The following is a 20,388-nucleotide window of genomic DNA, read 5'->3' as shown; positions in this document are numbered from 1 at the left end:
CTACAGGACTGCTTTTATTGTAACCGGACGGGCAGGGCCGATTTTGTGCTCTTAAGCCCCGAATCTTTGAGTTTCGCTGCGATGCCGCAGGTGGTGACCTAATCCCGCATTGGCTGAGCAGACCGATTGTGCCCCGAAATGGGGCAGATGAACGCCTGAGCCCGCCGCGTGTGGGCGAAAGGAATAAATGGGCAGGTTGCGGTGAGCCGCGCCTGTCGGAGAAGAACCGCGATGACGCGCGCGCAACGAACGACTATACGGGCAGGGGGCCACAGCGCCAGACCCTGCCGCGCGCCGTCCGAAATCGCCCGTACAAGACACCTCCCCAAATGCGCCTGTCCCCCCGGACGGGTAAGGACAACGCGTTTGGCGCGGTGCACCAAGGACACATGGCTAAGAAAATGCTTATCGATGCCACCCACGCGGAGGAAACCCGCGTTGTGGTGGTCGACGGAAACAAGGTTGAGGAGTTTGACTTTGAATCCGAAAACAAACGCCAGCTTGCTGGCAACATATATCTTGCAAAAGTAACGCGGGTTGAGCCGTCGCTGCAGGCGGCGTTTGTGGATTACGGCGGAAACCGGCATGGGTTCCTGGCGTTTTCCGAGATTCATCCGGATTATTACCAGATCCCGGTCGCTGATCGCGAAGCGCTTATGGAAGAAGAGCGCGCCTATGCTGAGGCGATGAAGGCGCGCGATGAGGCGGAAGAAGCCAAGCCCAAAAAACGCCGGTCGCGGTCGCGCACCAAGGCGGCGGATGTAAAATCGGACGATCCGGTCGAAACGCTTGAGGTTTCGACCGAGCCGACAGGCATGGAAACCATCGATCTGGCCGATGGTGAAGAAGCCGCTGATCTGGAGGTCCCGGAAGGAAGCTCTCCGATGGAGACGGTGGCCGAGACGCCGGTTGAAGAGCCGGTGGATGAAGTTGAGGCGGCGGCAGAGTCCGATGCGCCGGCTGAAGATGTCGAACAGCCGTCGGAAGCAGTTGAAATCGCGGCAGACGCGAATGGCGGCGAAGCGCCTGAAGAGGCTGCGCAAGCTGGCGAGGACGCCGAAGCTGTTGCTGAGACCGAAGCCACGGTCGAAGTGACTGACGCGGTGGAAGAGGCGGCAGCGCCTGAAGCCGAGGACAAAGCTGAGTCGGACGAGGAAGAAGACGCTCCGGCCCGTGCGGATGCTGCGGCCAAGGATGACAGCATCGAGTCGGTTGCTGACGAGGATGACAGCGACGATATTCGCCCGCCGCGCAAACCGCGCCCGCGCCGGTACAAAATTCAGGAAGTCATCAAGGTCCGCCAGGTTCTGCTGGTGCAGGTCGTCAAGGAAGAGCGCGGCAACAAGGGCGCAGCGCTGACCACCTATCTGTCGCTGGCCGGTCGCTATTGCGTTCTGATGCCCAACACCGCGCGCGGCGGCGGAATCAGCCGCAAGATCACCAATGCGCCGGATCGCAAGAAACTGAAAGAGATCGCCGCTGAGATCGACGTGCCCACCGGCGCGGGTCTGATCATTCGGACCGCAGGCGCCAAGCGCACCAAATCCGAGATCAAGCGCGACTATGAATACCTGCAGCGAATGTGGGAGCAGATCCGCGAGCTGACGCTGAAATCCATTGCGCCCGCGAAAATCTACGAAGAAGGCGACCTGATCAAACGCTCGATCCGCGATCTCTATAACCGCGAAATCGACGAGGTTCTGGTTGAGGGCGAGGGCGGTTACCGCATCGCCAAGGACTTCATGAAGATGATCATGCCGTCCCACGCCAAGAACGTGAAACGGTATGAGGACGCGCTACCGCTGTTCGCGCGCTATCAGGTGGAAAGCTACCTTACGGGCATGTTCAACCCGACGGTACAGCTGAAATCCGGCGGATATATCGTGATCGGCGTCACCGAGGCGCTGGTGGCAATCGACGTGAACTCAGGCCGGGCGACCAAGGAAGGCTCGATCGAGGAAACCGCGCTCAAGACGAATCTTGAGGCCGCAGAAGAGGTCGCACGCCAGCTGCGGCTGCGCGATCTGGCGGGGCTGATCGTCATCGATTTCATCGATATGGACGAGCGCAAGAACAATGCCGCTGTTGAAAAGCGTCTTAAGGAAAAGCTGAAAACCGACCGTGCGCGTATTCAGGTTGGCCGGATTTCGGGCTTTGGCCTGATGGAGATGAGCCGTCAGCGCCTGCGTCCCGGTATGCTTGAGGCGACGACGCAGCCTTGCCCGGCCTGCCATGGTACCGGCCTGATCCGTTCGGACGACAACATGGCCCTGGCAATCCTGCGTCAGATTGAAGAAGAAGGCACTCGCCGTCGTTCGCGCGAGGTTCTGGTGCGTTGCCCGGTCAGTATCGCGAACTTCCTGATGAACCAGAAGCGCGAGCATATTGCGCAAATCGAAGCGCGCTATGGTATGTCGGTTCGGATTGAAGGCGATGTGCATCTGGTAAGCCCGGATTTCTCACTGGAGAAGTTCAAGACGGCCAGCCGGATTGTGCCCGAAGCCAGTGCGCCGGTCGTGTCGGTGGACGCGTCCCTCATGGATATGGTCGACGCCGACGAGGAAGAGACCGTGTCGGAAGATACGGTGCAGGCCGAGGAAGAGAACAAACCCAAGCGCAAACGCCGCCGTCGTCGTCGCAAGAAGAGCAACGGTGGTGCGGAAGCGTCTGAGGCTGCAGGTGATGAGACCGGCGAGGCTGAAGCACCGGCTGAGGTGGCGGACGAAGCTGCGCCTGAGGTGGCAGAGGCCGAAACAGAGGAGAAGGCGGAAAAAACCAAGCGCCGCCGGGCACCCCGTCGCAAGAAGAAAGAACCTGAGGTCGCAGAGGCTACCGAGGCGTCAGACGACGCCGTCGTATCCGAGGATATTGCTGCGGCTGACGGCGCGGTAAAGGTCGATGAGGTGGCGGAGGTTCAGGCCGAAGACGCTCAGGAGGCAGATACCGCGCCCGTTGAGGCAGAAGCTGAGGCCGAACCTGCCGTTGAAGCGCTTGCTGAAGAAACAGCCGAGCCAGTGGTTGAAAAGGTGGCCGAACCTGTCGCCGAAACCGCCGATGAAACACCTGCTGAAGCAACGGCCGAACCGGCAGTAGAAGACGTGGCAGAGCCGGTTGCTGAACCTGTCGAAACCGTCGAAGTCGCTGTGGAAGACGTGGTTGAAGAGGCCCCTGAACCCGTGCTTGAGACGGTCGCGGAAGAGCCAGAGCAATCCAACGAACCACCCAAGCCGAAACGGCGTGGCTGGTGGTCCTTGGGGCAATAAACGCATAAAGGCGGGTCTGGGACCCGCCTTTTTCTTGTAACAATTCAGGTCTCAGCTCAGCCCGATTTTTCGATCAGATAGACCTGATGGCCGTCGGTTTCTTCTTGCGACAACAGGCGGTGACCGCTTTCCGAACAGAAATGCGGCACGTCAATTATGGCCGCCGGGTCATCCGCCAGAACGCGCAATACCGCCCCGGAAGGCATTGATTTCAGGCGCTTTCTGGCCTTCAGAACCGGCAGTGGACACAGCAGGCCCAGCGCGTCGAGTGTTTCAGTGACATTTGACATGAACCTGAGATATTTCGACTTGGTCACGGTGTCCAGCGCGCAACCACGAGGATGTGACCGATTGGCCCCGTGACGCGGCAGGTAGGATACCATATGTGCTGATACATGTTCGGAATAGACATCATAGACGCGGGCCTGCTGCCTGCCATGTTCATCGCAATGCTGGGTGGGTTGATCAGTTTCCTGTCGCCCTGCGTGTTGCCCATCGTTCCCCCGTATCTTGCCTACATGAGCGGTGTGTCGATCAATGAGATGCAGGACGAATCTGCAGCCCGTCGCAAGGCCACGCTGACCGCGCTGTTTTTTGTTCTGGGACTGTCCACGGTGTTCCTGCTGTTGGGGTTCACGGCCTCGGCCTTTGGGGCGTTTGTGCTGCAGAATCAGGTGCTGTTCGCCAAACTGTCAGGTGCGGTGGTGATTGTGTTTGGTCTGCATTTTCTGAACGTATTCCGCATTCCTTTCCTCGACCGCGAAGCGCGGATCGAGACGGGTGATTCCGGCGGATCGGTTTTCGGTGCCTATATCCTTGGTCTGGCCTTTGCCTTTGGCTGGACGCCCTGCATTGGCCCGCAGTTGGGCGCCATCCTGTCGCTGGCAGCGTCCGAGGCGTCGGTGGCCCGTGGCACCCTGCTGCTGGGTGTCTACGCGGCGGGTCTTGGAATTCCGTTCCTGTTGGCCGCGATGTTCCTGAACCGCTCTATGTCGGTGATGAACAAGATCAAGCCCCACATGGCGTTGATCGAAAAGATCATGGGTGGATTGCTGTTGTTTGTGGGCATCATGCTGATCACCGGCCTGTTTACCGAGTTTAGCTGGTGGTTGCTGGAAACCTTCCCGGCGCTCGCCAATTTCGGGTGATGTGCTGATCTGACTTACCTTGTCGGTAAGGCTGCGCTAACCTGCGCAGCAGAAGGTAAGGGCATGAGCAGTCATACAAATCAGCCGCAGGTGCGCAGGCGTCGGGTGTTCTATATCCCCGGCTACGATCCTATTCCCCCGCGAAGATACCGAGAGCTGTACCGCAAAGAAGCACAGGCGCAGGCGGCGATCTCGGGCTATGAGGTTTCGCTTTCGGCCAAAACCGGGGATGGCCCTTATGGGTGGCATGTCCGATCCCATCAGGATGGGCAGGATGTGGATGCTGATGTCGAGGTTCTGGTGTGGTCCGACATTGTTCAGGACAGCATGATGACGTCGATCCCGGCGACCTACCTGCAACTTTTGCGCACCGCTTGGATCTATATCGGGACGGGGACGTTGCGCCGCCTGATGCGCTTGCGCAAAGGCCCCGTGATTGCCGCACTCTATCCTGTTGCGATGCTGATGGGGCAGTTGCTGATTGCCTTTGGTCTGGCGTGGGCGGTGTCGGCGGTGCTTTGGGCGTTTCTCGGCTGGGTTGCTCTGATCCCGGCGGGTGGTTTGGCCTACGCGGTTCTGCATTGGTTTCGCAAAATCGACCATCGGCTTTTTGCCTATTACCTGATGCACGACTACGCCTATTCTGCCGCTTCGCAAGGGGAGACGCCCACCGAGCTGCGCGCGCGGTTGCGCCAGTTCACCGACCGCATCCGGGAAGCGCTGGACAGTGACGTTGATGAGGTTCTGGTCGTCGGCCACTCCTCGGGCGCGCATCTTGGGGTGTCTGTTCTGGCGGATTTGCTGCGGTCTCAACCAGAGCGACCTGGCCCGGCCTTGTCCTTTTTGACACTGGGGCAGGTGGTGCCCATGGTCTCTTTCCTGCCCGACGCACACGAGTTGCGCCGTGATCTGCATTACCTGTCGACGCAGGACCGGATCAGCTGGGTCGATGTGTCTGCACCGGGGGATGGTTGCGCGTTTGCCCTGTGCGACCCTGTGGGCGTGACCGGGGTGGCGACGGATCAGAAACGCTGGCCTTTGATCCTGTCGGCGGCCTTTACGCAGACCTTGTCACAGGCACGATGGCAACAGCTGCGCTGGCGCTTTTTCCGCCTGCATTTTCAGTACCTTTGCGCGTTCGACCGCCCGTCGGACTATGACTATTTCCGCATTACTGCGGGTCCGCTGACACTGGGCGACAGGTTCCGCAACCGCAAGCCGTCGAAATCGCGCATCGAAGATCCGGTGTCGAAATACCGCTCGGTGACACCATGACGCCGCCCAAGCCGACACCGCGCCCGGATAAGGTCTCGCTCTGGCGGTATCTCAAACTGTTTCGCAAGGATCTGCTGTCGGCGCAGCCGCAGCGCCTCTACCGCGCGTGGATGGCTGAATTTCGAACGCCGTTCTTCCGATCGTACATGATCAACCAGCCCGAGCTTGTGGACACGGTTCTGAAACAACGACCCGATGACTTTCCCAAATCTGGGCGTATCAGCGAGGGGCTGCGACCCTTGCTGGGCGAGTCGGTCTTTCTGACCAATGGCGAGACATGGAAACGCCAGCGCCGCATCATTGATCCAGCGTTTGAGGGCGGTCGGCTGAGGGATACCTTCCCCGCGATGCGTGCGGCGGCCGAGGCGTGCGTTGAACGGCTGCAAGGGCAGGCGGGTCAGGTCATCGAGGTGGAAGAGGTCACCAGCCACGCGGCGGCGGACGTGATTTTCCGAACCCTGTTTTCAGTCCCCATCGATCATGAGGTCGCCGCGCAGGTTTTCGAAAAATTCCGCGCCTATCAACGGCAACAACCGCTGCTGAATCTGGCCGCTTTCATCCCGGTTCCGCGCTGGTTTCCCCGTCTGCACGCGCGCAACACGCGCAAGAACGCCCGCGACATCCGCGCGTTGATCGGGCGGCTCACAGCCGAACGCGCTGACATGATTGCTGCGGGGCGGGCACCCGATGATCTGGCAACCAAGATCATGACCACGCCCGATCCCGAAACCGGTCAGTGTTTCGACACGCAGGAAATGGTCGATCAGGTCGCGATTTTCTTTCTTGCCGGGCATGAGACCAGCGCGTCGGCTCTGGCCTGGACGCTGTACCTGATGGCGCTTTATCCCGATTGGCAGGAAAAACTCAGCGCGGAATCGCAGGCTTTGGACGACCCAGGCTTTGGGGCCGTTTCGAAACTGAAGCTTAGCCGGGATGTATTCCGCGAGGCGCTGCGCCTGTACCCGCCGGTGCCCATGATGGTGCGCGAGGCGACGTGCCCCGAACATTTCCGCGACCGCGATGTGCCCAAGGGGTCACAGATCGTTATCAGCCCCTGGCACCTGCACCGGCAGGAACGCCTGTGGGATGACCCGGACGCGTTTGATCCGACCCGATGGGCGACGGAAAACGGCAAGACCTGCCAGCGCAACGCCTATATCCCGTTTTCCGCCGGTCCCCGCGTTTGCACCGGGGCCGGGTTTGCGATGGTCGAGGGGCCGCTTTTGTTGTCGATGCTATTGCGCCGATACCGGTTTGAACTGGTCCAGGGGCGCCCGCCCGTTCCCGTGGCGCATCTGACGGTGCGATCCAAAGACGGCATTTGGTTGCGCGTGGTTGAGCGCTAACAAGCTACCATCGCCCGTTTCCTTGCTGTATGCGGTTGCCAAACGCGGAATCATCATTGAACGGGAAAGTCTTATGTCCAAAGCAGAACAGCGCGAGCAAATGTCCACCGGTGCGGGTTTCATCGCGGCCCTGGATCAAAGCGGCGGCTCGACGCCCAAGGCGCTGGCGCTTTATGGGGTTGAGGCATCGGACTACAGCTCGGACGAAGAGATGTTCGGTGAAATCCAGAAAATGCGTGCGCGGATTATTCTGGCGGAGGATTTCACCAAGGATAAAGTGATCGGCGCGATCCTGTTCGAACGCACTCTGGGCGAAGAGATCGACGGTCAGAAAGTGGCCGACTATCTGTGGTCGCAAAAGGGCATCGTGCCGTTCCTGAAGATCGACAAAGGTCTGGAAGATGAGGCCAATGGCGTTCAGATGATGAAGCCGATCCCCGGTCTGGCGGACACTCTGGCCAAGGCCGACGGCGTGTTTGGCACCAAAGAACGCTCGGTCATCCATGAGGTCAACGCCGAAGGCATCGCCGCCGTTGTGGCGCAGCAATTCGACGTGGCCCGCGAAGTGATCGCGGCAGGCATGGTCCCGATTGTCGAGCCTGAGGTGAACATCAACTCGTCCACCAAGGCCGAGGCCGAAGACATCCTGAAGGCTGAAATCCTGAAAAACCTGGATCAACTGGCCGACGGTCAGGACGTGATGCTGAAACTGACCATTCCCAGCACTGCGAACCTGTATGATGCGCTGGCCGATCACCCGCGCGTTGTGCGTGTTGTGGCGCTGTCGGGCGGCTATTCCACCGAGCAGGCCTGTGATCTGCTGGGCCAGAATGGCAAGATGATCGCCTCCTTCTCGCGCGCGCTGACTGAGGGGCTATCGAAACAGCAGTCGGATGTGGAATTCAACGCGGCGTTGGGTGGAAACATTGACAAAATCTTCCGCGCCTCGGTCTAAAGGGCGCTAAGCCGGTTTGGTGAATTCGCGGCGCATCTGCGCCGCTTTTTCACGTTTGGAACACCCGATCGCATGGTCGTTGACCAAACCCATGGCCTGCATGAACGCAAAGACCGTGGTGGGTCCAACAAATTTCCAGCCGCGTTTTTTCAGGTCCTTCGACATGGCGATGGACTCTGGCGAGGTTGACGCCGTTTGAGGCGCGGGCGGCGTTTCAGCCTCGTACCGCCAGACATACCCGGCGATCGAGCCCTCAGTGGTCACCAGGTCCTGCGCGCGGCGGGCATTGTTGATCACGGCCTCGATCTTACCACAATGGCGGATGATGCCCGCATCCTGCAAAAGGCGTTCAACATCCGCTTGATCAAATTTCGCGACTGCGTTGAAATCAAACTGTTTAAACGCCTTTCGAAAATTCTCGCGCTTGGCCAGAATGGTGCGCCAGCTTAAGCCGGACTGAAAACTCTCAAGACACAGCTTTTCGAACAAGCGTTGATCGTCCGCGACTGGATAGCCCCATTCGCGGTCATGATAGTCAAAGAATTCGGGTGCTGATTGACACCATGCACAGCGCGGCTGCCCGTCAGGGCCGGGAACGGTTTGGCTCATTAATGTACCCCTTTTGTTCCCGCGCAGGATAAGGTCATCCAAGCGGCGGGTGCAAGCGTTAGCTGCGATACCAGTTCAGGATAAAAACGCGGATGGCTGAGGCCAAACCAATCTCAGGGTCACGGGAGACGTCAATTTCAGCGGCCAGGGCATTGATCGGAAGGTCTTTTTCCTTAGCGATGTCCCGAAAAGCTTGCCAGAACTCATCTTCCAAAGACACCGACGTCCGATGCCCTTTCAACGTGAGGGATCGTTTGATCGGACGGCCGCTCATTCATCCAGCTCTTTGTTGTCCAGATCGCGGCTCTGTTTTTCCTGTTCGAACCGATCCTCGATTTTTTCCACCTTGGAGCGTCCGAATTTCACAGCGTTCTGATCCGCGCGGGCCTTCTTTTCGGCCCGCGCTTTTTGTTTTCGATACCGGTTCAGGTTGACCGGCTTACCCATCAGTCTTTTGGACCGATCATGTGTTCGGGGCGGACGACAGCGTTAAAGGTGTCCTCATCCACAAAGCCCAGCGCGATGGCCTCTTCCTTGAGGGTGGTGCCGTTCTTATGCGCTGTTTTCGCAACCGTTGTGGCGTTGTCATAGCCAATGGTCGGCGCCAGTGCGGTGACCAGCATCAGCGATTCCTTCATCAGCTTGTCGATGCGCGGCTCATTGGCCTTGATGCCCAGCAGCATGCGTTCGGTAAAGCTGTCGATGGCATCGCCCAGCAGTTGGATAGACTGCAGCAGGTTGTAGGACATCATCGGGTTGTAGACGTTCAGCTGGAAATGCCCTTGCGAGCCTGCAAATTTCATCGCGGCGTCATTGCCCATCACGTGGGCGGCGACCTGAGTCAGCGCTTCGGCCTGCGTTGGGTTCACCTTGCCGGGCATGATGGACGAGCCGGGCTCGTTTTCCGGCAGGATCAGCTCACCCAGACCCGAGCGGGGGCCAGAGCCCAGAAAGCGGATGTCATTGGCGATTTTATAACAAGACCCGGCAATCGTCGCCAACGCGCCGGACAGGAAGACCATCGCGTCATGCGCGGCCAGCGCCTCAAACTTGTTGGGTGCGGTGACGAAGGGCAGGCCGGTGATGTCGGCCATGTTCTTTGCAACCGCCGTGTCCCAACCGGGGCTTGTGTTCAGACCGGTGCCGACTGCTGTGCCACCTTGGGCCAGTTCGTAAATGCCCGGCATCGCTGCCTGAACCCGCGCGATTCCCTGACGGATCTGGTGGGCGTAGCCGCCGAATTCCTGTTCCAACGTCAGTGGCGTTGCGTCCTGCGTATGGGTGCGGCCGATCTTGATGATACCGGCGAATTCCTTGGCCTTGGCCTCAAGTGCTGATGCGAATTTCTCAAGCCCCGGCATCAGAACGTCGCGCACGCTCATGGCGGTGGCGATATGCATGGCGGTGGGGAAGGTGTCGTTGGACGACTGCCCCATGTTGCAGTGATCGTTCGGGTGTACCGGCTCTTTCGAGCCGATCACGCCACCCAGAATCTCAATCGCGCGGTTGGCGATCACCTCGTTCGAGTTCATGTTCGACTGGGTGCCCGATCCGGTCTGCCAGACGACCAGAGGGAAGTTGTCGTCGAACTTACCCTCGATCACCTCACCCGCGGCCTGAATGACCGCATTCGCAATTTTCGCGTCCAGCTTTCCGGTGGCCTTGTTTTCCATCGCGCAGGCCTTTTTGATCACGCCCAGCGCGCGTACGATGGCCACGGGCTGTTTTTCCCAACCAATCGGGAAGTTCATGATCGAACGCTGCGTCTGAGCGCCCCAATACTTGTCAGAAGGGACCTCAAGCGGGCCAAAGCTGTCGGATTCGGTGCGGGTCTGAGACATCTGTCACTCCGTCATGTATACAGTCGCATGCCGTTTACCCGTAACAGAGTTGTCGCGCAATCGGCCAGTTGCGCGCACCATAAACTCAAGGGGGCCAGAGGTATAGCCGGAAGCTCACGCGTTTTTTTGTTGTGAAACACGTTGTGCGCGCCAGTGGGTCAGCTACAGTAAGTTGATCACCATCATGGAGGTTTCGGTGGGCATATCGGTTCGAAGATTAACCCTGAAATCTATTGTGTTGTCCCTGGGCTGGATGATCACTGTGGCCCTGATGACGTCACAGGCCCATGCAACAAGCATTGAACCTTTTGTCGGTGACTATACCGGCTCAGCCAATGTGGTTGATGCGGACGGGAGCGAGATGGCCCGCGACATGAGCGTTTCGATCCATGAAACGCGAAACGGCTTTAACGTCAGTTGGACAACCACGACCTACCGGGCCGATGGTCGGGTCAAGAACCAGAAATTCTCGATTGATTTCAATCAGTCCGAGCGCGCCGATGTCTATTCCGCTGCTATGAAGCGCAACGTGTTCGGACATGAGGTGCCCCTTGACCCGATGCAAGGCGAACCCTTTGTCTGGGGCCGGATCGAAGGGGATACTCTGACCGTGTTTTCGTTGTTTATCGACGAGAACGGGGATTATGAGTTGCAGCAGTTCGACCGCACCCTCGCTGAGGGCGGTCTGAACCTGTCGTTTTCACGGTTCCGCAACGGTGTGAAGTCACGATCAATCGAGACTTTCCTGAAGCGGCAGTAGCCGCAAGCACCTATTACTTTCGGAAACTGTCCAGCGAGACGACCTCGGCATCGTGCTGCTCGGGGTCTTCTTCAACTTCGATCGACTCTTCGGTGATGCTGTCCAGATCTTCGTCGTCTTCGGGGCTTTCGAACCGCAGCCCGAACTCGACCGACGGATCAACAAATGTCTTGATCGCGGAATAGGGGATGTACAGCGGCTCGGGCGCGTCGCCAAAGTTCAGCGTGATGGCAAAACCGTCATCACCGACCTGCAGGTTTTCGAACCAGTGCTGCATGACGATGGTCATTTCCTCGGGATACCGGTCGCGCAGCCAATCGGCCAGTTCGACCCCGTCCTCACGGGTGTCGAAGGTGATAAAGAAATGATGTGCGCCGGGCAGGCCGGTTTCGGAAACACCGGTCAGAACGGTCTTGATGAGCCCGCGCATCGCGGTGTGCATCAGGTTTCCATAGTCGATGTCTTGCGACATGTGTCATCCTCAAAAGTGGTCCCCCTCAGCATAGGGGATTTCATCGGAAACGAAAGACCGGCTGAGTCGGGATTGTTCAAAGAAAGTGGAGGCCGGTTCCAATCGCTGCCATAATCACAACTGTGCTGGCCATTCTAAATTTGAGCTTAAAAATCAAGAGCCCAGCCAAAAGAGTCAAACCAAGCGCCGCCGGTGACAGGCTACCAATCTCTGGCAAGGGCAGCGTGATCAGCCCCCATGACAATTGGGTTATGTTTCCAAACAGAACGTTCAGGCTGAACCACAAGGACAGGTTGAGAATCACACCGACCACTGCGGCGGTGATTCCGTGAAGGGCAGCAGCCAGCCGTGGGCGGGCGGCCAGTTGGTCCAGGTAGGGGGCGGCCAGAAAAATCCAAAGAAAGCACGGCACAAACGTGGCCCACAACGCGACAGCGCCTGCGGCCAGTGCCATGGGCACGCCGCCGTTGATCTGACCTGTCAGCATCGCGACAAACTGCGTCACCAGGATCAGCGGGCCGGGTGTCGTCTCAGCCAGGCCAAGCGCATCAATCATCTGATCGGTACTGATCCAGTTATACTGATCGACAACGGTTTGCGTCATATAGGCCAGAACGGCATAGGCCCCGCCGAAGGTGACAACAGCGAGACGCGCAAAGAACCATCCCAGATCGCTGAGCAGTTTCTGGCCCGAGAAAGTGAGCGCCAGCAAAGGTCCGAGCCAAAGCAACAACCAGATGAGGGCGGTGCGCATCGTCCCCAATGTATTGGGACGCGCCCGTGTCTGTTCGTCCGGCACATCGCCGTCAAAGCCGAAATATCCCCAAACAGCTGCCAGTAGAATGATCAGCGGAAAGGGCAGGTTCAGCGCAAAGATGGCCAGAAATCCCAGCCCGGCAATGGCACGGTGTTGAGTGTTTGTCAGCGCCTTACGCGACAGGTTTCTGAGTGCCTGCAGTACAATGATGATCACCGTGGCCTTGATGCCCAGAAACCCGGCCTGAACCGCCGGCAGGTCGCCAAACGCGGCATATAGCCCGACCAGCGTCGCGATCACGACCGCTCCGGGCAGAACAAACAGGGCGCCTGCAATCAGTCCTCCGGTCACTCCGCGCAGTTTCCAGCCTGCATAGGTGGCCAGTTGCATGGCCTCGGGGCCGGGCAGCAGCATGCACAGCGACAGGGCCCTCAGATAGGTTTGTTCGTCCAGCCAGGGACGTTTTTCTACCAGCTCCTGATGCATCAGCGAGATTTGGGCCGCCGGACCGCCAAAAGACAGCAGGCCGATGCGGCCGAAGACGCGGATCAGGTCTTGGACCGTCGGGCTCATGCCCTGGACCCCCGCGGGCAGTCGTGCGTTTCGTCAAATCCGTCGCGAGCCCAGCGGTAAAGCGCGTCATACAGGTGCAGGCCCGCGTCAAGGTTCTGATGATCGTCCCGGTACTGCCGCGACAAGCCGACCGAGATGGCCAGCAGTCCGGCAGCCTCGGGCGCGAGATCGTGGCGGTTGGTATCAGCGGCCCGGATGACCCTGGCAAGGCGATCGAGGGCAGGGGTATGCAGCTGAAACTCATCCAACATGGTGTCAAAAGTGCATCGCTCACCCCGATGGGACCAGAACGTGCCGTCAATATCGAACGGGGTTGCGCCAAAGGCTTCTGCGGCGGCCTCGACCTCGGCCGGAGCGACGAACAGGAACTGCGCTTGTGGGTCGACAAACCGACGGATCAGCCAGGGGCAGGCGATCCGGTCTATCTTGGGCCTATGCCGTGTGATCCAAAGCGACACACCATCGCGTGGCTTCGGCATGGCAGATGCTGGTATGCGCGGGGCATCAACCACGTCTCGCCAGCCAAGCATGCCGCCTTCCAGAAACTCTGCAGCGCAGCCCTTGCCGCGTAACCAGGACACGACCGCCTGACTGAGTTTTTTGCCTTTTTGACAAATGATGACGGCTTTTTGCGTGCCGACGATTCGTTCCAACCCTCCCAAATCCGTCGCTGGATGACGTCGGGAGCCGGGGATCAGAAAAGGATCGGCCTCAAAGTCTTCATCAACGCATATGTCGATCAAGACCGGGGCGTCCGGTGTTCCGATCAGGCGTAGCAATTGTTTTGGAGTTATGGAATTCGGCGCAGGCATGGCATGTCTCCTGTGATCAACGGATACATGCGAAACTTGGGCTGGCGCCTCACGGGGCGTTCGCAATCTTACCCCATGGTCTTTGATTACGGTTAAGCGCCATGGGGGTCAAGATTTCTGAAGGTCCTTCAGGCCCAGTCCAGTCTTTGGCCGGTCATACACACTGGCAATGTGTCCTGCGGGAACTGACCCAATTGTTCGAACAAGGCGATGAAGTCGAACTGGTTATACGCCTCGACCATACGTCCGTCTTTCATGCGCGCCAGAACGCTGCCGGTGGCCTCTAGCGGGGCACCATTGTCGGCGCGGGTGGTCTTGAGGTGCAGGATCGCCGACACCCAATCGCCATCTTCGACGATCTTCGGCAGATCAACCTTGATGTCGCCCAGGATATGGCGAAAGGCCATCACGAGGTCGCGAAAATCATCCGCGCCCACCTGCATTTCAGGAATCAAACCTTCGGCCATGGTATCCGGGGCAAAGAACTGATCGATCGCATCCGTGTTCCCGTTTTCCCAAACCTCGGCATACCAGTTTCTGAGTATATCTGCGTTTGACATCCCAGCTCTCCTTTTCCTGTCGGGGTCAGCATGAGACGAAAGGGTGAAGAAACCCTGAACGTGAACAAGTTCAGCGAAAACAGCAGACATTTGGTGGGAAATGCAGGTTTCTGTTGCCAGGTACCTGCGAACCCCGCCTTACGCGGCTAGGCGCAAGGGCTTAAGTTTCGGTCTTGCTACTGCTTACGCAGCAACTGCAACCGGAGCACGATTGTCGTTTGCAATTGTACTGTTTTCGCCGGTAACGGTGGCAGACAGCCGAGACAAAGCTAACCCCTTTAGACGTTCGTCGATCCTATTTCGGCCCCAAGATCCCCAAACGAAGGATGGTTGGTGGAGCCGCCGGGTACCGCCCCCGGGTCCGATCCGCTTATTACGAGCGCGTTTATGTCCATAGTCCCGAAGGACATGTCTTATATAGGTGAGGCCGTGCGCGGATGCAAACAGGGAATGCCTATTTTGCATCACACTAAATCAATGGGTTAAGCGGCTCTGTTGATGTTCGCCAGGATGAGCCACAGTGCCAGAGCCAGTTCGATTCCTCCGAACGTAAGCGCTTTGACCATCGGCGGGTTGTCCAGAACGACCGAGACGAACCGCCCAAGGGCCGCTCCGGCATAAACAACACCCAACATGGCATAGGCCATCGGATTGTTCAGCCACAGGGCGACCGCGCCGGTGACGACAAACAGTCCACCGACCGAGGCGCGCATTTCGCTGAGGCCCATGGTGCTGTCGGTCGGCGCCAGATCCAGCGCGTTGGCCGTATGGGCCGGGGCCAGAAAGCCGAAAAGACCAAAGCCGATGGTCAACAAGGCGGCGATTACATTCAGCGCTGTGGTCATCATACCCTCGCTCAAGCTGGTTTGCGGCGTTGTTGTGCCACGTCCTGAGCTAGCTTGCGTGTGTAGTTTTCAAGCTCAACCAGCGTTGTGTCGACCTTTTCTGCGTCGCGGGCCTCTAGCGCATCGGCGATCTGTGCGTGCAGGGCGATGATTTCTTCGCGGGACCGGGCGGTGAAGGTGATCATGTTCATCAACGGCTGCATCGCCTCGACCGCTCCTGCCAGTTGGTAAGACAGAACCGGGTTACCCGCACCGTCGACCAGAGCGCGGTGAAAGGCGACGTCCGAGGCGCAAAACGCCTCATCCGTCAGGCCGGGCTGGGCCTGACGAAAGATCTCGGCCCGCATGGTGGCCAGTTGATCCGCCGTGCGACGCTGCGCCGACAAAGGCGCACAGGCGCGTTCCAGCGCAAACCGGGCCTCGCACGCGGTATCAAAGCTGATCGCGTTCATCGACAGCAATAGGGTCGAGGTGGTGATCTGCTGCGAATAGGCGTCCTCGAAACTGATCCGGTTGACAAAGGCACCGCCACTGGCGCCACGCTGTGTGCGGATCAGAGACTGCGCTGCAAGCCGTTTCAACGCCTCGCGCACGGTCGGGCGTGAGACTTTGAACTGGTCTGACAGTTCGGCCTCGGACGGCAAACGTTCATCCACGATCAACTGACCCGAGATGATGGCGTCACGGATGGCTTGCGCGATCTGCGCAGACAGATCAGCAGGGTTTTGCGGGTCGATTTTCATATTCCGGAGACCGTTGGTGAGATTTTATTTGTCTGACATTTAAAAGTCTGACATTTGAAAAGCAAGCACTGAGTCGGGAGGGCCAACGTGAGTCGCGCAGTTCTACGCAGCGGATTATGGCTGGGGTTCTACATTCTGATCCTGTGGGCGTGGTGGATGATGTTCACCATGAGCCGTGACATGGATCTGGATTGGATTGGTCGCCCGGGCCCGATGGGTCAGGCCATGGCGGCAATGGACCCGCGCATGGACATGTATATGCCCATGGCCGAGTTCGGGCCGCTGTTCTGGATGTGGGCGATCATGATGGCGGCGATGATGCTGCCGACACTCGTGCCGACCCTGCGCAGCTATGAGGACCTGATCCGCAGCGCCAATGGCACGCGCGCGGGGTGGATCGGCGTTTTGACCGGGTATTTCATCGTCTGGGTCGGGTTTGCGGCCTTGATCACCGGTGTACAGCTTGGCCTGCTTTTCGGTGGTGTGGTCGATATGCTGGGCATCGCAAAATCCACCTGGTTCGCCGGGGGGCTGATGATCGCTGTTGGCGCCTTTCAGTTCACCCGAGCGAAAGAGGTCTGCCATGGCGTCTGCCACGCGCCGATGACCTATTTCCTGGGCCACTGGAAAACCGGTTTCGCCGGTGGTGTGCGTATGGGGCTTGGCCTTGGGGCCTTTTGCGTCGGTTGCTGCTGGGGCTTCATGGCGCTGGGGTTTGTTGGTGGCGTCATGAGCTTGCTTTGGATGGGTCTTGCGACGCTGTTCATGGTTCTTGAGAAACTTCCCCAAATCGGTCACGCGGTGACGCGACCGATGGGGTTTGCATTGATCGCAGGTGGTCTTCTCCTGCTGATCTATCCCTTTACTTTCGGAGGATAAGTGTATGGCTAAAAACAGGAAACCCGAAGCCGACCGGCTGCCGATCAGCCAGCGCATTGACAGCCGGATGCCCAACCCCAAACGGCGCGAGATGAGCCCGACAGACTGGGCCATCAAGGGTGAGTTGATCCTGAACTGCTCCTGCGATGTGTTCTGCCCCTGCGTTGTGTCGCTGGGCGCGCATCCTCCGACCGAAGGGCATTGCCACGCGTGGATGGGCGTGATCATCGATGAGGGCCATTATGAGGGCGAGGATCTGTCGGGCCTGAACGTGGGCCTGCTGGTTGATATTCCGGGCCGCATGGGCGAGGGGCAATGGAAGGTTGCCGCCTATGTGGACGAGCGCGCCAGCGGCAAGGCGTATAACGGGTTGCTGCAGATTTTCAGCGGTCAGGCAGGCGGCACCACCGGACTGTTCACCATGCTGGTCAGCGAGATCATCGGGGCCGAGCGTGCTCCGGTCCAGATTGAGCGAGATGGCACCAAGCGCCGTATCATGATCGGGCGCAAGATTCAGGGTGAGATCGAGATGATGGCAGGCAAAGACGCCGATCATCCTGTCATGGTCAGCAACTCCAAATACTGGATGGGCGCGGACATTATCGTGGCGCGCGGCACCAAATCCAAGGTGCGTGACTATGGCCGGGTCTGGGATTTCGGTGGCAAATCCGCCGAAATCTGCCCGATCGACTGGCATGGTCCTAAGTGATGATCAGCGGCGCATATGCGCAGGAGATGGCGCGCTATAACCGATGGCAAAACAGTCAATTATCGGGTTTTCTGCAAGCGCTTTCCTCTGGCGATCTGACCAAAGAACGGGGCGCGTTCTTTGGCTCGATCATGGGAACGGCGAACCATCTGTTGTGGGGCAACTGGATCTGGATCTCGCGCTTTGACAAAGGCCAAGGGCCGGGCGGAGGTATTCCGGAAAGCGTCTCGCTTTGTGATGATCTGTCAAGCTGGGTGCCGTTATGCGAACAGATCGATGCACGTATTTCAGACTGGGCCAAGACCCTTGGTGATGCGCCTTTGACCGGTGAATTCACCTGGTTCTCAGCCGCAAAAGAAGCTGATGTTACATTGCCTTACGCGCAATGCGTCATCCACATGTTTAACCATCAAACTCACCATCGTGGGCAGTTGCACCAGATGCTGACCGAAACTGGATCAGCCGCACCTGTCAGCGATCTTGTCTTCATGCCGCAGGAGGTATGACATGCCGCAAATTTCCCTGTCCCGCCGGTTGCGCCGCACGCCGTTCTCAGACGGTGTCGAGGCCGCAGGTGTCAAAGGGTACACCGTCTATAACCGCATGCTGCTGCCGACGGTTTTTGAAAGTGTTGAGGCCGATTACCGGCATCTCAAGACCCATGTTCAGGTCTGGGATGTAGCCTGTGAACGGCAGGTCGAACTGCGCGGACCGGATGCTGCGCGCCTGATGCAGATGCTGACGCCGCGTGATTTGCGGGGGATGCTGCCGGGCCAGTGTTTCTATGTGCCGATTGTCGATGAAACCGGCGGTATGCTGAATGACCCGGTGGCCGTGAAACTGTCTGATGACCGCTGGTGGATTTCCATTGCGGACAGTGACTTGTTGCTGTGGGTTAAAGGGATTGCGGCGGGCTATCGGCTGGATGTTCTGGTGGATGAGCCGGACGTGTCGCCCTTGGCCATTCAGGGACCGAAGGCGGATGATCTGATGGCGCGGGTTTTTGGCGACCGCGTACGCGATATCCGGTTCTTCAAGTTCGACATGTTCCAGTTCGAAGGCCGTGATCTGGCCGTCGCGCGGTCGGGCTATTCGAAACAGGGCGGGTTCGAGATTTATGTCGAAGGCTCGGACATTGGTATGCCGCTGTGGAACGCGTTGTTTGCGGCGGGCGAAGATTTGCAGGTGCGGGCGGGCTGTCCGAACCTGATTGAGCGGATCGAGGGCGGGTTGCTGTCCTATGGCAATGACATGACCGACGACAATACGCCCCACGAATGTGGGCTGGGCAAGTTCTGCAATACCCATACGGCTATCGGATGTATCGGACGGGATGCGTTGCTGCGTGTGGCCAAGGAGGGGCCGGTGCAGCAGATTCGTCCGATTGCGATTGAGGGGGACGCCGTGCCGCCCTGTGATCGTCCATGGCCGGTTCTGGCGGATGGCAAGCAGGTCGGGCAAGTCACCTCGGCCGCGTGGTCCCCAGATTTTCAGACGAACGTCTCTATCGGGATGATGCGGCTGAGCCATTGGGATGCGGGCACAGGTGTTGAGGTTGAAACGCCGGACGGTCTGCGCCGAGCCACTATTCAGGAGAAGTTCTGGATCTGAGGGCGGTTGGGGGCGCTGCCCCCGCCGCTGTGCGGCTCCCCCGGGATATTTTTAGACAGGTGAAGAACGGGGCCTGTCGCCAGGGAAAGAAAGGGAAAAAAGATGTTCAATGCGTTGGTTATGGAAAAGGACGAGGAAAGCGGTCTGGCCAGCCCGGCGGTCAAGCAGCTGTCTGCGGATGATCTGCCACAGGGTGAGGTCACGGTGGCGGTTGAGTACTCGACCGTGAACTATAAGGATGGTTTGTGCCTGTCTCCCAAAGGTGGCGGCCTGGTGCGCAACTATCCGCATGTTCCCGGCATTGACTATGCGGGTACGGTCGAGGCGTCCTCGGACGATCGCTATAAGCCCGGCGATAAGGTGGTTCTGACCGGTTGGCGCGTGGGTGAGGCCCATTGGGGCGGCTATTCGCAAAAGGCCAACGCGCGTGCGGATTGGCTGGTGCCTTTGCCCGATGGTCTGGATGCGCGGCAGGCGATGGCGGTTGGGACCGCTGGGTTTACTGCGATGCTCGCCGTAATGGCGCTGGAAGATCAGGGAATGCAAAAGGATCACGGGCCGGTTCTGGTCACCGGCGCTGCGGGTGGCGTGGGATCAGTGGCTACGGCGATTTTGGCCAATCTGGGGTATGAAGTTGCAGCCGTTACAGGCCGCCCTGAAACCGGTGACTACCTGAATTCCCTGGGGGCCACCACGATTGTTCCGCGCGAAGAGCTGAACGAGACCACCAAGCGCCCGTTGGAGAGTGAAACCTGGGCCGGCTGTGTGGACGCCGTCGGGGGCGAGATGCTGGCGCGTGTGCTGGGGCAGATGAAGTATGGCGCGTCAGTTGCGGCGGTCGGTCTGGCGGGAGGCGCGGCCTTGCCTGCAACCGTGATTCCGTTCCTGCTGCGCGGGGTCAACCTGCTGGGCATCGACAGCGTGATGCAGCCCTATGACAATCGCCTGCGCGCATGGCAGCGTGTGGCCACCGATCTGCCGATGGACAAGCTTGAGGCGATGGTCGTTCCGGCAACCCTGAGTGATCTGCCGCAATTGGGTGCCGACATCCTGAAAGGTCAGGTCAAAGGGCGCGTCGTTGTGGATGTAAACGCCTGATCGACAGGGCGCTTTCATGGACCGGCCGGATTCTTTGCCGACCGGTCTATTTATCTCTGAAACTTCGCGAAAATGCCGGAAACACCTCTGGTCATTGACGCATTTCCCCATCATCATTGCTATACATCCCAA

Annotated in this window: 22 protein-coding genes and 1 other RNA gene; 11 read left to right on the top strand and 12 right to left on the bottom strand. The window is 58.8% G+C overall.

What is annotated here, in order from left to right:
* Positions 1-389: 389 nt before the first annotated feature.
* Complete coding sequence (locus tag ACRZ94_RS00855; RefSeq protein WP_480651112.1) at positions 390-3,263, top strand: Rne/Rng family ribonuclease; 2,874 nt, start codon at positions 390-392, stop codon at positions 3,261-3,263.
* 56 nt (positions 3,264-3,319) lie between these two features.
* On the opposite strand, the gene ACRZ94_RS00850 is transcribed toward ACRZ94_RS00855, so the two are convergent.
* Complete coding sequence (locus ACRZ94_RS00850) at positions 3,320-3,553, bottom strand: sulfurtransferase TusA family protein (protein ID WP_480651114.1); 234 nt, start codon at positions 3,551-3,553, stop codon at positions 3,320-3,322.
* 105 nt (positions 3,554-3,658) lie between these two features.
* Here ACRZ94_RS00850 and ACRZ94_RS00845 point away from each other — a divergent pair, with 105 nt between their 5' ends.
* The 4 genes from ACRZ94_RS00845 to ACRZ94_RS00830 all read left to right on the top strand — a co-directional run bounded on the left by ACRZ94_RS00845 (position 3,659) and on the right by ACRZ94_RS00830 (position 7,987).
* Complete coding sequence (locus tag ACRZ94_RS00845; RefSeq protein WP_480651116.1) at positions 3,659-4,411, top strand: cytochrome c biogenesis CcdA family protein; 753 nt, start codon at positions 3,659-3,661, stop codon at positions 4,409-4,411.
* Between the two features lie 63 nt (positions 4,412-4,474).
* Positions 4,475-5,686 (top strand): hypothetical protein, encoded by a 1,212-nt coding sequence (locus ACRZ94_RS00840; RefSeq protein ID WP_480796465.1) that lies wholly within the window; start codon positions 4,475-4,477, stop codon positions 5,684-5,686.
* The gene (locus ACRZ94_RS00835) at positions 5,683-7,032 is read left to right on the top strand and encodes a cytochrome P450 (protein WP_480651119.1); all 1,350 of its coding nucleotides are present in this window, start codon (positions 5,683-5,685) and stop codon (positions 7,030-7,032) included. Before ACRZ94_RS00840 ends, ACRZ94_RS00835 begins: the two co-directional genes overlap by 4 nt.
* Before the next feature lie 73 nt (positions 7,033-7,105).
* A complete protein-coding gene (locus ACRZ94_RS00830) occupies positions 7,106-7,987 on the top strand; it encodes a fructose bisphosphate aldolase (protein WP_480796464.1) in 882 nt (293 codons plus the stop codon).
* Positions 7,988-7,993: 6 nt separating this feature from the next.
* Here ACRZ94_RS00830 and ACRZ94_RS00825 read toward each other — a convergent pair whose 3' ends face one another.
* Genes ACRZ94_RS00825 through fumC form a run of 4 tightly spaced genes read right to left on the bottom strand, consistent with a single transcriptional unit; the run spans position 7,994 to position 10,437 of the window.
* Positions 7,994-8,596 (bottom strand): DNA-3-methyladenine glycosylase I, encoded by a 603-nt coding sequence (locus tag ACRZ94_RS00825; protein ID WP_480651123.1) that lies wholly within the window; start codon positions 8,594-8,596, stop codon positions 7,994-7,996.
* A 58-nt stretch (positions 8,597-8,654) separates the two neighbouring features.
* The gene (locus ACRZ94_RS00820) at positions 8,655-8,870 is read right to left on the bottom strand and encodes a ribbon-helix-helix domain-containing protein (RefSeq protein WP_480651125.1); all 216 of its coding nucleotides are present in this window, start codon (positions 8,868-8,870) and stop codon (positions 8,655-8,657) included.
* Complete coding sequence (locus ACRZ94_RS00815) at positions 8,867-9,043, bottom strand: DUF4169 family protein (protein WP_480651127.1); 177 nt, start codon at positions 9,041-9,043, stop codon at positions 8,867-8,869. Before ACRZ94_RS00815 ends, ACRZ94_RS00820 begins: the two co-directional genes overlap by 4 nt.
* A complete protein-coding gene (gene fumC, locus ACRZ94_RS00810; protein WP_480651128.1) occupies positions 9,043-10,437 on the bottom strand; it encodes a class II fumarate hydratase in 1,395 nt (464 codons plus the stop codon). The genes ACRZ94_RS00815 and fumC overlap by 1 nt, the downstream gene beginning before the upstream one ends.
* A 253-nt stretch (positions 10,438-10,690) precedes the next feature.
* Between fumC and ACRZ94_RS00805 the strand changes: the two genes are divergently transcribed.
* Positions 10,691-11,197, top strand: coding sequence for a hypothetical protein (locus ACRZ94_RS00805; protein WP_480651130.1), 507 nt, complete (start codon positions 10,691-10,693; stop codon positions 11,195-11,197).
* Between the two features lie 13 nt (positions 11,198-11,210).
* Here the strand turns inward: ACRZ94_RS00805 and ACRZ94_RS00800 are convergent, their stop codons facing one another.
* The 7 genes from ACRZ94_RS00800 to ACRZ94_RS00770 all read right to left on the bottom strand — a co-directional run bounded on the left by ACRZ94_RS00800 (position 11,211) and on the right by ACRZ94_RS00770 (position 15,959).
* Positions 11,211-11,669, bottom strand: coding sequence for an SspB family protein (locus tag ACRZ94_RS00800; RefSeq protein ID WP_480796463.1), 459 nt, complete (start codon positions 11,667-11,669; stop codon positions 11,211-11,213).
* Between the two features lie 76 nt (positions 11,670-11,745).
* Complete coding sequence (gene chrA / locus ACRZ94_RS00795; protein ID WP_480796462.1) at positions 11,746-12,999, bottom strand: chromate efflux transporter; 1,254 nt, start codon at positions 12,997-12,999, stop codon at positions 11,746-11,748.
* Positions 12,996-13,811 (bottom strand): chromate resistance protein ChrB domain-containing protein, encoded by an 816-nt coding sequence (locus tag ACRZ94_RS00790; protein ID WP_480796461.1) that lies wholly within the window; start codon positions 13,809-13,811, stop codon positions 12,996-12,998. Before ACRZ94_RS00790 ends, chrA begins: the two co-directional genes overlap by 4 nt.
* 128 nt (positions 13,812-13,939) lie before the next feature.
* Positions 13,940-14,371 (bottom strand): ester cyclase, encoded by a 432-nt coding sequence (locus tag ACRZ94_RS00785; RefSeq protein WP_480651137.1) that lies wholly within the window; start codon positions 14,369-14,371, stop codon positions 13,940-13,942.
* A 99-nt stretch (positions 14,372-14,470) separates the two neighbouring features.
* Positions 14,471-14,818, bottom strand: a transfer-messenger RNA (tmRNA) gene (gene ssrA, locus ACRZ94_RS00780).
* Positions 14,819-14,853: 35 nt separating this feature from the next.
* Positions 14,854-15,216 carry a DUF4345 family protein gene (locus ACRZ94_RS00775; RefSeq protein WP_480796909.1) on the bottom strand — a complete coding sequence of 121 codons (363 nt, stop codon included), beginning with the start codon at positions 15,214-15,216 and terminating at the stop codon, positions 14,854-14,856.
* Positions 15,217-15,227: 11 nt separating this feature from the next.
* Entirely contained in the window at positions 15,228-15,959 is a 732-nt protein-coding gene (locus tag ACRZ94_RS00770; RefSeq protein ID WP_480651141.1) for a FadR/GntR family transcriptional regulator, read from the bottom strand.
* Positions 15,960-16,046: 87 nt separating this feature from the next.
* Between ACRZ94_RS00770 and ACRZ94_RS00765 the strand changes: the two genes are divergently transcribed.
* The 5 genes from ACRZ94_RS00765 (at position 16,047) to acuI (ending at position 20,256) form a co-directional block, all read left to right on the top strand.
* Positions 16,047-16,838: a DUF2182 domain-containing protein gene (locus ACRZ94_RS00765; RefSeq protein ID WP_480651143.1), complete on the top strand. Its 792-nt coding sequence runs from the start codon at positions 16,047-16,049 to the stop codon at positions 16,836-16,838.
* A 4-nt stretch (positions 16,839-16,842) separates the two neighbouring features.
* Positions 16,843-17,547: a DUF1326 domain-containing protein gene (locus tag ACRZ94_RS00760; protein ID WP_480796460.1), complete on the top strand. Its 705-nt coding sequence runs from the start codon at positions 16,843-16,845 to the stop codon at positions 17,545-17,547.
* A complete protein-coding gene (locus tag ACRZ94_RS00755) occupies positions 17,547-18,053 on the top strand; it encodes a DinB family protein (RefSeq protein ID WP_480796908.1) in 507 nt (168 codons plus the stop codon). Before ACRZ94_RS00760 ends, ACRZ94_RS00755 begins: the two co-directional genes overlap by 1 nt.
* Before the next feature lies 1 nt (position 18,054).
* Entirely contained in the window at positions 18,055-19,158 is a 1,104-nt protein-coding gene (locus ACRZ94_RS00750; protein WP_480651147.1) for a dimethylsulfoniopropionate demethylase, read from the top strand.
* Between the two features lie 102 nt (positions 19,159-19,260).
* Positions 19,261-20,256: an acryloyl-CoA reductase gene (gene acuI, locus ACRZ94_RS00745; RefSeq protein WP_480651149.1), complete on the top strand. Its 996-nt coding sequence runs from the start codon at positions 19,261-19,263 to the stop codon at positions 20,254-20,256.
* The last annotated feature ends 132 nt before the right edge of the window (positions 20,257-20,388 follow it).

The sequence above is a fragment of the Ruegeria sp. CH10 genome (genome assembly GCF_056537125.1).
The sequence above is the reverse complement of the archived record's forward strand: the minus strand, read 5'-3'. Positions and strand labels throughout refer to the sequence as shown.

Coding starts and splice junctions, on each gene's coding strand:
- ACRZ94_RS00855 (WP_480651112.1), top strand. CDS start 390: ATGGCTAAGAAAATGCTTATCGATGCCACCCACGCGGAGGAAACCCGC.
- ACRZ94_RS00850 (WP_480651114.1), bottom strand. CDS start 3,553: ATGTCAAATGTCACTGAAACACTCGACGCGCTGGGCCTGCTGTGTCCA.
- ACRZ94_RS00845 (WP_480651116.1), top strand. CDS start 3,659: ATGTTCGGAATAGACATCATAGACGCGGGCCTGCTGCCTGCCATGTTC.
- ACRZ94_RS00840 (WP_480796465.1), top strand. CDS start 4,475: ATGAGCAGTCATACAAATCAGCCGCAGGTGCGCAGGCGTCGGGTGTTC.
- ACRZ94_RS00835 (WP_480651119.1), top strand. CDS start 5,683: ATGACGCCGCCCAAGCCGACACCGCGCCCGGATAAGGTCTCGCTCTGG.
- ACRZ94_RS00830 (WP_480796464.1), top strand. CDS start 7,106: ATGTCCAAAGCAGAACAGCGCGAGCAAATGTCCACCGGTGCGGGTTTC.
- ACRZ94_RS00825 (WP_480651123.1), bottom strand. CDS start 8,596: ATGAGCCAAACCGTTCCCGGCCCTGACGGGCAGCCGCGCTGTGCATGG.
- ACRZ94_RS00820 (WP_480651125.1), bottom strand. CDS start 8,870: ATGAGCGGCCGTCCGATCAAACGATCCCTCACGTTGAAAGGGCATCGG.
- ACRZ94_RS00815 (WP_480651127.1), bottom strand. CDS start 9,043: ATGGGTAAGCCGGTCAACCTGAACCGGTATCGAAAACAAAAAGCGCGG.
- fumC (WP_480651128.1), bottom strand. CDS start 10,437: ATGTCTCAGACCCGCACCGAATCCGACAGCTTTGGCCCGCTTGAGGTC.
- ACRZ94_RS00805 (WP_480651130.1), top strand. CDS start 10,691: ATGATCACTGTGGCCCTGATGACGTCACAGGCCCATGCAACAAGCATT.
- ACRZ94_RS00800 (WP_480796463.1), bottom strand. CDS start 11,669: ATGTCGCAAGACATCGACTATGGAAACCTGATGCACACCGCGATGCGC.
- chrA (WP_480796462.1), bottom strand. CDS start 12,999: ATGAGCCCGACGGTCCAAGACCTGATCCGCGTCTTCGGCCGCATCGGC.
- ACRZ94_RS00790 (WP_480796461.1), bottom strand. CDS start 13,811: ATGCCTGCGCCGAATTCCATAACTCCAAAACAATTGCTACGCCTGATC.
- ACRZ94_RS00785 (WP_480651137.1), bottom strand. CDS start 14,371: ATGTCAAACGCAGATATACTCAGAAACTGGTATGCCGAGGTTTGGGAA.
- ACRZ94_RS00775 (WP_480796909.1), bottom strand. CDS start 15,216: ATGACCACAGCGCTGAATGTAATCGCCGCCTTGTTGACCATCGGCTTT.
- ACRZ94_RS00770 (WP_480651141.1), bottom strand. CDS start 15,959: ATGAAAATCGACCCGCAAAACCCTGCTGATCTGTCTGCGCAGATCGCG.
- ACRZ94_RS00760 (WP_480796460.1), top strand. CDS start 16,843: ATGGCTAAAAACAGGAAACCCGAAGCCGACCGGCTGCCGATCAGCCAG.
- ACRZ94_RS00755 (WP_480796908.1), top strand. CDS start 17,547: ATGATCAGCGGCGCATATGCGCAGGAGATGGCGCGCTATAACCGATGG.
- ACRZ94_RS00750 (WP_480651147.1), top strand. CDS start 18,055: ATGCCGCAAATTTCCCTGTCCCGCCGGTTGCGCCGCACGCCGTTCTCA.
- acuI (WP_480651149.1), top strand. CDS start 19,261: ATGTTCAATGCGTTGGTTATGGAAAAGGACGAGGAAAGCGGTCTGGCC.